Below are 11,833 nucleotides of genomic sequence, written 5' to 3'. Positions count from 1 at the left end.
TATCTAGACATGCCCTGTACTAAAAAACATGGTATGACTAGATTTATTATATATATATATATCACTTTTAATCTAAATATTCCTTCTATAAATATTTTTTGATATATTATAATTAGTAATATTACATAGTTTGCAATCCACTAAACAAAAAAAAGATATTCTAGAACTGAATATAACCATACCCTGTTCTAAAATATCTATACGCTTTATATAAAATTGTGTCTATCATCCCAAGAATAAAAATGCGATGGGCGTTACGATGATTAAGCTTAATACTGAACGTTCAAACCAGATAATCACAAGTTCGTGTATCTTTAATGGTATGTGTGTCGACATCATGCTCGGTACGCTCGCTGAGAAGAATATGATTGTTGATACTGACACGACTGCGATAATAAACTTTGTGACGATTGATGCTTCAACAACGATGAGTGATGGTAAAAACATTTCCGTAATGCCGATTGCTGTGCCTTTTGCTGCTAAGAATGGTTCTGGTATTTGTAACAGTGCTGTCAATGGATAGAATATATAGGCTACGTAGTTAAAGACTGGTGTATATTCGGCTAGTAACATAAAAATCAATCCAATTGATAAGATAGTTGGCAATATGCTCATGGTCATTAGCACGCCTTCTTTAAAGTTCTGCCAAATATTGTTAAATAAATGTGGTGCTTCTTTAACAGTTGTTAATCCTCGTTCCCAAGCAAGTGATACTTTACTGTTAAATGAAAGGTCACTCAAGTCTTCTTCTACTTCTGGCGTATCATAATATTCTGTGCTCATACGACTAATAGGTGGTATGCGTGTCGTGATGGCTGTTACCGCAAACGTTACAAATAATGTCACAAAGAAATATAGGTTCCAATGCGACATTAAATTGAGTGTTTTGGCAATGACAATCATGAATGCTACGGTAACTGTTGAAAATCCAGTGGCGATAATGACTGCTTCCTTATGATTGTATTTGCCTTCTCGATATTCTTTGTCTGTAATTAATAACCCTACCGCAAAGCTTGCGACAAATGAAGCAAGCGCATTGACTGCTGCACGTCCAGGTACGTTCCAGATAGGTTTCATAATCTGTTGTGTGAATACCCCTACGAATTCAAACAAACCGTAACTGACTAAAAATGTGAGAAATGCTGCGCCAATAGGTACTGTTAGTCCAACTGGTACAACAAGATAGTCATACAGGTACAGTCCTGTCTTTTCATTCACAAACCAATCTGGTCCAATTTTGAAAAATAATAAAATGCCGATAATCGCACCTAAAACTTTGAAAACGATAAAGCTTGTTGCGATTTTCCCCTTTTCCCAATCTTTTTGAATAAATAGCAAGATACCTCCACAGATGACTGCGATTAAAATCAGTACCTTAGATAGTGTCGCTAGATGTTCTTGAAAGAAAGTAACGACATGGTCTAACGGTATAGAAGTCGAACCATTCAGTGTGATTGGTATAAAGAAAAAGATAATTCCCATTAAGCTATAAACAACAAATTCTAATGTGTTTCTTAATTTTCCCTTCATTGTCCCCATCTCCCCTTGATGGTTCAACCATTATTCAGTTTTATTGTCGAAGTTACGTCCTTCAAGTCCAGCAAGTTCTTCTTTCGTTGCGGCTGGTGCTTTCATTTCAAAGATTTGGTCTACAACTGTATAGTCGTAATAACCTAGACGTGCAATTGGGCGAATGGACTTAATGTCTAACTTCCCATTATCCATAATCACATTGTCATCGATATGTACTTGCGCAACACGACCAATGACGATATCTACTGTTGAAACAGGATCACCCGTTGGAATACGAATCGTTTGTACATACTCACATTCAAAATGGACAGGTGACTCTTTCACACGATAGCCTGGTGCTTCAATACATGCTTCTTTTGTTACACCTGCAAATTCAAACTCATCTTCTTCAGGTGGTAATGCCTTAGAAGACAAATTCACAGCTTCTCGTAAATCATATGTTGCCATATTCCAAACAAACCAACCTGTCTCTTCTGCATTCTTCACAGTATCCTTACGCTCATGATCTCCCAATACCGACTGATTCGCCGCAAACATAACCATTGGTGGGTCCCAAGTTAAATTTTGATACTGACTATACGGCGCCAAATTATCCTTTCCATCCTTAGACACCGTCGAAATCCAACCAATCGGACGTGGTACCGTACTACTCTTAAACGGATCATGTGGCAAACCATGACTTCTAACCCCTTGCTTTGGTGAATATTCCATAACATTTCCCCCTTGATATATGACTTTACTTTAATCTACCAAAGGGTGTAATAAGTGTCTAATACATAAAACCTATTGAATTATAAGAAAATTCGATAAATGAGTGTGCGTTTTATATAAATTAGAAGCAATAAAAGCAAACAGAAGTATATTTCTTACAACATTATGCATCTGTTAATTAAAACCTCACAGTATTTCTAACTAATCCTCTTATTATCGAAACTTCTCTCTATCTCCTAGGGTTGAAGAATAATTCTCGTCCCCTATTATCGGGGTTACTCTCTGTTTGGAAGATGACTTAGACCAAATGAAAAAATACTATGAGTTCTCGTCCCCTATTAACAGGGTTACTCTCTGTTTCAAAGACAGTATAAGCGACATGTTTGTGGTTATTACGTTCTCGTCCCCTATTAACGGGGCTACTCTCTGTTTGACAAAATGATGAAACGAGAACTTTTCAAAAGCGGTTCTCGTCCCCTATTAACGGGGTTACTCTCTGTTTGGAGGTAAGGTAATGGAGTTATACGAGAAACAAAGAGGTTCTCGTCCCCTATTAACGGGGTTACTCTCTGTTTCAATGATTATACAATATTAAAACATTACTCTGTTCTCGTCCCCTATTAACGGGGTTACTCTCTGTTTATAAACAATGACAAAAAAATTTCCTGAGGTCAATCAGTTCTCGTCCCCTATTAACGGGGTTACTCTCTGTTTCGTTAAGCAAATGTGAAGTTGTTGAAGAGTTAAAGTTCTCGTCCCCTATTAACGGGGTTACTCTCTGTTTATAAGGAGTGTTTATTATGAAAAATAATTATATTGGTTCTCGTCCCCTATTAACGGGGTTACTCTCTGTTTCATTCATTATTTGAACAATACGTATCTCTATATGAAGTTCTCGTCCCCTATTAACGGGGTTACTCTCTGTTTTGTACGTAATAGGGGCTATATCTTTGTTCCTGTCTAGTTCTCGTCCCCTATTAACGGGGTTACTCTCTGTTTAGACAACGCCTTTATTGCTGTAATACTAACACTTCTAGCCATTATTCGCTGCCCAAAATTTAGACAAACATATACAAACAATATAGTGCATGTCCAAATGATGGACAACAAATATATCATATTAGCCAGAAAATAAGTAGCTATACATTCTAGAAATAACAATTTTAATTAGTGTCTGTACTCTCCATAATTTGATATTTCCCCATACCTAAGCTTGTTTTAATCCCGACACCTGATAATTCACCAAAAGCAATTAAAAAATGTATCAACTTTAAAAATGGTGCTGGTCCATTCACTTTTATAGTTAATTCTCCCATAAACGATGGAATTTTCACTTTCTCGATATGAAATCGTGTGCTTCTCATTCCGTAATCTAATATAAATACATTCTCTACTATAAAATCTAAAGTTTCTTTATCGTACATTTGATATTCACTAAAAAAACTATCAAATTGTATCATAATACTTCGAAAAAACATTTTAATATCAGGTAGGATTGCGTACCTATTATTAGATTTATATGACATTGGCGTTACTAAACTCAGCTTAATGTACCTTGACAATTGATCCGAGCTCAACTTACTATTCATTAGCTCTGACACATTAATATTAGTTACAACAAAATCATTAATCTTCAATTGGTATTTATACTGCTTTAGATAAATATGTGTATTTTTACTTAACAGCATCAAGAGTTGATTACTCAACTCTTGATTCATACTTACTATTTCCCAAAAAACCACGCCATTACTCACAAAAACACGTTGTTTTAAAGGACTATACGCAGAATTCTGATGTAAAAACTGAACCATATCACTTGGTAAATAATCCATTAATGCACCATGTAACACACTCCCTAAAAATCTCGGGTAAATATCGTCACGTAGATTCAGTTCTATTTGCAACTTTGTAATCATATATGCTCCCTAAGTGTATTATTGATACCTTGTAAATAATCAAAATCATTTTTATCTACTTCTTTAAAGATATCAATAATCATTTTTTCAATAGCTTTCACTGCTTTTCCAATTTGATTATAATTGTTAATATTTATAGTATCTAATTTATGAGCTACAGAATTACGATACTTATTTATTTTCAAAACTTTATTAACTTCTGCTGTAACACTTGAATTATTTTCAAAACACTTGAGTATGTCTGCATACGCTGGTAACCCTAAGGTATCAAACTTCCTAAAATATTTTTTTATTGATTTAAGATACATTTCGTACTTAATTCTAAAGGCACTTTCTTGATTAAACTGAGGACGCTCATTTTCATAAGTAATAAGTTCAGGATACTCTGCATTTATATAACATTCAGCAATATATTCAGCAATCGATTTCACACGAATCAAAACTTCTGCAATATCACCCCGATCAAACTTTAACTTTAAAATGAGATAATGAAATAACACTTTTTTCAGGTCTTCATTATCATATTTTTCATCAATATCTTTAAATACCCTGTGCGTCTTGATATTATTTGTTATTTCTGTTAACGATCGAATCAAAAAGTCTTTATTTCGAAATACTTCTTGTTGTTTAACTAATGATAACGCCCCTTCGTAATCATAGTTTTCAATTAAACCTAAGATTTGAGACCTTACCATAGCTTCTCTAAAACTGATAATTTCAATCTCTTTATAACGCGGTTCATTTTCTTCTTCATTAATATTGACTGTCTCAATATGTACAAGTTCAGTCTCTTTTCGTGGTGTTGAATGACTTAAATTCGCATTACTTCCTCTCTCAGGAGTAGAAACTTGAATACATTTCTTTCTATGGGGATAAACAATGTACTCTAAACACAGCGTTGCTTCCATTTGTGGTGTTCCACTTGTGACATTCAACAGTATTTCATCATTGGGATATTCTTTTTCCAACACTTGAATATATTCATGGAACTTTTCTTTATACACATCAAAATCTTGGGCATTTTCAATTTTGTCCACTATCACTTCGACTTCAGTATCTTTTGAAACACTTTGAATGATTTTTTCCATTCATACTCTTGGTGGCCTTGGCCTTGAAATTTGCCTAGCCACAATGTTTCAGTAAAAAATAATACAACCTTTTTAGGCTTAAAATATCTCACTATGTGTAACATAGCACCATCTCTTCCACTTCTCCATGGATCAGAATTACCCACCGGACTAAATAAAACTGTCATTTTGATCACTACCTTTATTCAATAATTTCATGAAAACTAATTTCACACATACCTTGTTGGTACCATTTCCGCTCATTCTTATTATGTGTTGCCTTTAATGCTATCGGCACGTTCTTAGGTGGTTTTTTTAACTTCCCATACACTTTCTTATATCTTCTGCTCAAAGTATTAAATACTTTATATTTTGCATCATCTTTACTATACCTTTGATACTGTAACGTTTTGCTTACAAACCCAGAACCACCACCTAAATATATAATATTTTTTTGTGCTGGTATCGTCTCATTTAATACTTCTCGTTCAACTGCTGTACTATTAAAACCATCTAACCACTTTTTTCGATAGTTATCAAAAAAAGCTTTAATAGCGGTTTCTATTTCATTTATTGAAAGTATATCATCATCAATTGTGATTGTTGTCTTTATTTCTGTCCCCACGTCAATACATTCTCTATATACTACCATGGGATTATCCTTTCTATTGACGTCAATTTTTTCGTAGATTGCTATAGAGTCCTTATTAATCGGCAACGAATCCCTTACACTTAGCTTGCTATACCATTTTGTATCCTTTTCATTATTGCGAATTCCCAATAATGCTGTTTTAATGGCTCCTTTTAAAGAACTCCCTGGAATATACACACTTTGTTGTCCATCTCGGACCATTAAATCAATATTATTTAATGGTTTACTTTTGTTTTCGCTATTCTTTTTCCCTTGATTGACAGGTACAGAATAATCAATAAAGTGATGCCAATCTTGTTTTTTGATGTTTAAGTTATCCAAAAATTTTTTAACTGTACTTTTCGAGAGTCTACTTTCGGAGTTTTACGTATAAAATCAAGATATTCATTTAGAAGATTCTTATGTTTAAGGTACGTAACCAACTTCGAACCATCAACATAATGCACTACACCTTTATAATATTCATAAATATACTCATGTTTTTTCAGAGTACGTCCCTCACCTATATGAACCGGACCTAATGTTTTAATAACGACATTATAAGTTTTTAACAATATCATTACACCTCCAACCATAGTGGTTTGGCATATCGATACACGGGATGATTCCCTTGAGTACCGACATTAAAAATACTTCCTTCAAACTTATTTATAAAAGCAGAACCTGCAGCAAAACTATAAAAATCTCGTTTTTTTACTAAATTTTTAGAGTAGGTGACTGATTGGATAAAACCAGATCGTTTTGACAACAAATATCTTGCTCCTTTACAACTTTCTTCAATTTCATTTTCTTTTGCCATTGCAGTCGTCAGTAAGATACTCGTTTCACCTTTATTACTCATTAGTTTCATTATGTCTTCATTTTGACAAGACAATACCTCAAATCTTCCATAACCAGCAGAACGTTTCCCACCAATACCTGCATATTGCAATGATAACAATACTCTTTTAAGTTGATCTATTGCTTTATCACTGCCCTTAGCGATAAAAAATAATCCTGCATTGTTTTCAAAGGAGAATGTACCAATTGAGTATGGTTCACTATCTTCATTTGCATCTCTCATTTGATTAAACAACGATACTTTAGTATGAAGTGTATACTTCCCTACATTAAATATATCGCTTAAATCCTTAGCATCCTCATCTGTTAGCTTTCCATCTATATACTCTTTATAGTGGTACGCTGGGACATATTTTAATTTTTTGAAGTTTTTATGGTTCCCAGATGAAGCTGATTCGACACGTATAAGTGGTTTTGGTAAATAGTAGATACTGCCCTCGTATGGAAAAGTATCACTGATAACCAATTCTCGTAATAACCACTCTGTATCCATGCCAAGATGAAGCGCTTCAATAAATAGGGCACTAAATAGAGTGTCAGCAGCTATTGTCATTTCACCATCTGATAAGCGCTTATGACCAAAATGAACAGGTGACTTAAATTGTAATTTAAATATTTCTATTTCCATGAAATCCACCTACTTAATCATAAGATTTGAACAATTATATTCGCCTATTACCGTTTCCACAGAAATATTTTCAAATAAAACGCGTCCATTTCCACGTGTACCACCACCACCAAGATAATCATTTTCTAATAATATCATGGCCTCTCTGATATTTTGAAAGTCTTCTTCTACTTCTGATTCATCTTCAACGTTGTAAATAAATGTAAAATCAAACTGTGAGCCACGTGTAACCCTTTCTATCTGTCTAGGATTAGCTGCAGCTGTCAATCTATTTATCGTATTTTCATATTTAGTTTCTGTAAAAGGGACTTCATTGTTTTCAAACTGCTGTTTTGTATTATTGGAATAAAATGCATCTGATATTTGTAATCTTGCCCGCTTAATATTACCTTTGTTACTTGAACCGAATAGTCTTAAAACTTCTTCAGCATCATCATTTGGGCTTTCTTGTCTAATATTTAAACCATATTTATTGGCTAATAACCATCTCAATTTACCTTTAATTGAACTTCCAGGTATAATAGGTAAACGTGTTTGTGGATCTTTGACAACAGGTGCATCAACAGCGCCTATCATGCTAGATTCACCACCGCCTCCAATATGTAACCCTGTCATAACCCTTATTTGTCCTGTAATTTTTATTTTCGAATACATACTAATCCCCCATTCTATTAAACTTGGCATATGCAACAAGCGCTTCAAAATATTTACAATAATCTAAAAATGCTGTTTTAGACCTATCTTGTATAACCATATCAAGCTTTTCAATTATCTTTGCCTCAGATAGAAAAATTTTAACTGCGTTTTCTCTACTGGCTTCATAATAAAACTTAATTTTTAAGTATTCGAGTTCGTTTACAAATTCATTCGACAGTTCATCACTTGTCGTATTAAAAACAATTGTATAAAGACGATTAACATTACTTAATAATCCTCTTAATTTTGTAGTTGTAAGCCCGTTAAATATCTCTGTCTTTCCACCTTTTTTTCTAGCATTTTTTTCTACAATTTTTTGTGCAAATTGAAAATCAACAATGCCATTGCTTGTCTTTTTTTGTGATTTCACTGTACATCAGCCTCCCTTGTTTGATATATATAGTATTCAATGGCTGTAATCAAATGATTTTTATCCTTATTTTCTTGTGCCCATTGGAAAATCTGCGATGTATACTCATCTGCTATTTGGCTTCTTGACAATAGATAAGCTAATCGCGCAATATTAATTGCTTCATCGTTACGCAATAAAACCAAAATTTTATATAAAAATGCTTTACCATGATGCTCAGAAGATTCAAATGCTAAACGTATAACCTCAAGTTTCTCATGTAAGATGTCATCTTTAAGTTCATCCCAATTATAGACTTTTTCTTCAGTCCATAATGCAACTTGGTTTTTTTCTCCTGTTTTAGCATAACCTTCTAATTGCCCAGTCTCAAAAGCCATTTTTGATATCGGATACTTGTCATGGAAAATACCTATACCTGCTGAAAGTGTTAATTTTCCTAGTGTAAACATTCTGAAATGTTCTCGTATTTCAATACTTGCCTTTACAATGTCATCCCATGCACCAACTAAAAATAAATCATCTCCTCCAGAATATATTGAAGTAATTTTTAACTCCTCTAAAATATTGTTCAATTCATACTTGAAGAACAAAGATAATTGTCGAGAAAGTGTTGCAGTACGAGAAATAGAATTATATTTTTCAGGAATACCATTAATAAATGTATTACCTAAGTTATCAACATCTGCACGCAAAACTCCTAATCGTTGCACACCTTCTAGTCTATCAACATAACTACTGATACCCTTATCTTTCGATTGACTATGAGTACTTGCATAATCATAGTCACACATCCAAAGATTTCTAGATACGCCTACACCTACATAAGGGTTATTCTTACTATAAATCTGAATATCAGGATGTTCAGAAGTGAGTTTTTCTGCTGCTTCATCATCTATAACATACACTTTTTTATCAAAAGGCATTTTTAAAATCCCCTCATCTGCCAATATGAAAAAGGATTTATCTCTTAAATCATTTGAGATATTAATGATACCTTCACATATAGAGCACAAACCATCATCATTGATACTTATATCACTTCTCAAACACTCTTTGCACTCGCGTTCTCCATCAGACTGTCCTTTATTAAATTTTAGAATATCGGCAGCTGTGTATTTATGTGCCTTTTTATCGGATAATTTTAGACTTAGGTTACGCCATATATTCTTGTATTCACCATTTGTATTCATTAAGTCTTCACCACTACATGGCTCATATGCAATGGAAATAGACAAATCTGTAGTAAATTCTTTCATAAACCATTCTTTTAAATAGTCACTAAACTTTAATACTTGCTTTTTTAATCCATCAGTATTAGGTAATAATAAATAAGCATGCCCACCACCCGTATAAAGGAGGTTTGCTCTACTCAGGTTCACGCTATCTAAAAATTGATCCACAATTACTTCTAGCATTAATTCAAGATAAAAGCTTCTAGACCTTAAACTTTTCAATGCTTTACTACCACTAATGTTATAAATGAACTCTTGAATACCACTCATATCCATACTTAACAATATGAATGCTTTCTCTTGATAAAATTTCTTAGTAGTATCGTAGCTTGAAAATAGTGCTTTTTTATAGTTGGTAATATGGTTTTCTTCAAAGTAATCATACATACTTGAAGCTATTGCACAAGTTATACGACTATGATCATATAATGAGATATCGATTAACTGATTTTTATTAGTCGAACTTGGTACAAACTGCCACAAACTTTCAGTCCATTGTAAAAATGAAGGAAAAAATGAACTATTTACTTTCAATTTATGTCGAATATCTAAAGTCATATCATTAACTAGTTCATTATATTGACTACTTGTATATTTAAGTGGCTCAGATGATGGATAAGAAAGATGTTTCTCATTCTCAAAATGAAGCTTTCCATCAGACACATCTTTGTTTTCACTATTAACAACATTGAATACACTGTATAGCGGGGTGAATTTATCAAACTTTAATTTATGTTGACTTTGAGACTCTTCGCCTTCTTCAATAACATCTCTTCTATCTATACCACTAGCAATATTATCGGCTACATATGTTATATATGCATTGCTGTCATCAGCAACTTTTGCATTTTTTAACTCTTTATAGTGGTGATATCGAATACATTCTAAAATTTCTTTATTATCAAACTTTTTAAATTGACTAAGAAAATCTGCACCTAGCTTTGAATGTGTCCCCTTAGCAAATGAATGTTGATTACTTCTATAAACAATCTTACCTATGTCATGTAACAATGAACCGTACATCAACGTTGTTTTCTTATTCATGCTTTACTCCTCTCACTTTATAAAAATACAATCCGTGGTTCTCTGTGAATAATATGGTCAACATGTTTACCCAGAATTGTAATTTGATGCTTATTAACTTCATCTGGTATAAAATACACTGTTATTATACCATTATCAGGTAATTCTTTTTTTAATATTTCAATTATTTTTTCTCGCTTATAGTTGTTTTTTATTTGTCTCTCATACAGACTATATTGTTTCATACTAAATCCCAGTTCCAATAATTGCATTCTATACTTACTGGCTTTACGTCTATCCATCTTAGTTTCTCTTGAAAGATCAAATGCTACAAGTAAATGCATTAACTTTCCACCCCAATCATTTGAGGTAACTTTAATGGAGTTGGACTATTTTTTTCGTAACACTGTATTAAAGATTGAATGGTTATTCTAATACTATCCAACAAATATAAAACTTTATTATCAATAATACATTTATCATGAAGAACTTCTAATAATTTCTTTTTCTCACATTTTCCGAAAGATTCAGACTCTTTATTGTTGATTATTTCATATACTTTATTATCAATAAAAGGTCTATAGGGCTCTATGATATCATCTGATAAGTTAAAAGGATTCTCTGTCGAGTAATGTTTAATCCCCATTCTCATTTCAAATCCATGTTTTACTAATTCTGTTTTAATAAATGATCTAATAATAGCATAACCATAGTTCAGACCAGCATTAGTTAAATCATCATACCTTCCCCTTTTAAATTTGTTTCCATAAAGTGCTTGGAAATAAATACGTGCGGCTAATGCTTCACGGTTATTTCTGTCACCTACTGATACTTCTTTAGCAACAGCAATAAGTTCTTTAACTTTATTAGAATAAACCAAATTATTCTCTAAACATTTAGTCTGATTTAATATCTTCTTCATTACAATCTTCTTCCAAATTCTATCTTTGGTTTTACCCAACATTTGTAACTGCAATGAAATGCGGCTCAAGCGTACTGTGGACCGAAAATTCATATTAACCTCAGTTATTGGAGAATGTTTTTCATCAAAAAAAATAATAGGTATGTAATTTTCAACGCATTTTACTACTAACGATTGAGTGAGATAACACTTTGGATGATCAAATATTATTGCATCTATCTCACTAAATAAAAAGTATTTAAC

Annotated in this window: 11 protein-coding genes and 1 CRISPR repeat array; all 11 genes read right to left on the bottom strand. The window is 32.9% G+C overall.

Annotation, left to right across the window (positions count from 1 at the left end; all coding sequences use genetic code 11):
* Positions 1-225 precede the first annotated feature (225 nt).
* Positions 226-1,530, bottom strand: a complete 1,305-nt coding sequence (locus tag CD122_RS09310) for a YjiH family protein (RefSeq protein WP_240624152.1) — start codon at positions 1,528-1,530, stop codon at positions 226-228.
* A gap of 30 nt (positions 1,531-1,560) precedes the next feature.
* Positions 1,561-2,244: a flavin reductase family protein gene (locus CD122_RS09305; protein WP_103358704.1), complete on the bottom strand. Its 684-nt coding sequence runs from the start codon at positions 2,242-2,244 to the stop codon at positions 1,561-1,563.
* Between the two features lie 252 nt (positions 2,245-2,496).
* Positions 2,497-3,243: direct repeats of the CRISPR family, unit length 36 nt; unit sequence GTTCTCGTCCCCTATTAACGGGGTTACTCTCTGTTT.
* Between the two features lie 164 nt (positions 3,244-3,407).
* A complete protein-coding gene (cas6, locus tag CD122_RS09300; RefSeq protein ID WP_103358703.1) occupies positions 3,408-4,160 on the bottom strand; it encodes a CRISPR-associated endoribonuclease Cas6 in 753 nt (250 codons plus the stop codon).
* On the bottom strand, positions 4,157-5,248 hold the full coding sequence (csm6, locus tag CD122_RS09295; protein WP_240624151.1) for a type III-A CRISPR-associated CARF protein Csm6: 1,092 nt from the start codon (positions 5,246-5,248) through the stop codon (positions 4,157-4,159). Before csm6 ends, cas6 begins: the two co-directional genes overlap by 4 nt.
* 181 nt (positions 5,249-5,429) lie before the next feature.
* Positions 5,430-6,200, bottom strand: coding sequence for an RAMP superfamily CRISPR-associated protein (locus tag CD122_RS09290; RefSeq protein ID WP_240624150.1), 771 nt, complete (start codon positions 6,198-6,200; stop codon positions 5,430-5,432).
* A gap of 238 nt (positions 6,201-6,438) precedes the next feature.
* A complete protein-coding gene (csm4, locus tag CD122_RS09285) occupies positions 6,439-7,347 on the bottom strand; it encodes a type III-A CRISPR-associated RAMP protein Csm4 (protein WP_103358702.1) in 909 nt (302 codons plus the stop codon).
* Positions 7,348-7,356: 9 nt separating this feature from the next.
* A complete protein-coding gene (csm3, locus tag CD122_RS09280) occupies positions 7,357-8,001 on the bottom strand; it encodes a type III-A CRISPR-associated RAMP protein Csm3 (RefSeq protein WP_103358701.1) in 645 nt (214 codons plus the stop codon).
* A 1-nt stretch (position 8,002) separates the two neighbouring features.
* A complete protein-coding gene (gene csm2 / locus CD122_RS09275; protein ID WP_103358700.1) occupies positions 8,003-8,413 on the bottom strand; it encodes a type III-A CRISPR-associated protein Csm2 in 411 nt (136 codons plus the stop codon).
* Complete coding sequence (gene cas10 / locus CD122_RS09270) at positions 8,410-10,689, bottom strand: type III-A CRISPR-associated protein Cas10/Csm1 (RefSeq protein ID WP_103358699.1); 2,280 nt, start codon at positions 10,687-10,689, stop codon at positions 8,410-8,412. The genes csm2 and cas10 overlap by 4 nt, the downstream gene beginning before the upstream one ends.
* 17 nt (positions 10,690-10,706) lie before the next feature.
* Positions 10,707-11,012 carry a CRISPR-associated endonuclease Cas2 gene (gene cas2, locus CD122_RS09265; RefSeq protein ID WP_103358698.1) on the bottom strand — a complete coding sequence of 102 codons (306 nt, stop codon included), beginning with the start codon at positions 11,010-11,012 and terminating at the stop codon, positions 10,707-10,709.
* Positions 11,012-11,833, bottom strand: an 822-nt coding sequence (gene cas1, locus CD122_RS09260) for a type II CRISPR-associated endonuclease Cas1 (protein ID WP_103358697.1), incomplete at its 5' end; no start/stop codon positions are given. The genes cas1 and cas2, both read right to left, overlap by 1 nt.

It is taken from the genome of Staphylococcus rostri (genome assembly GCF_002902145.1).
In the GTDB taxonomy this organism is placed as follows: Bacteria; Bacillota; Bacilli; order Staphylococcales; family Staphylococcaceae; genus Staphylococcus; species Staphylococcus rostri.
The sequence above is the reverse complement of the archived record's forward strand: the minus strand, read 5'-3'. Positions and strand labels throughout refer to the sequence as shown.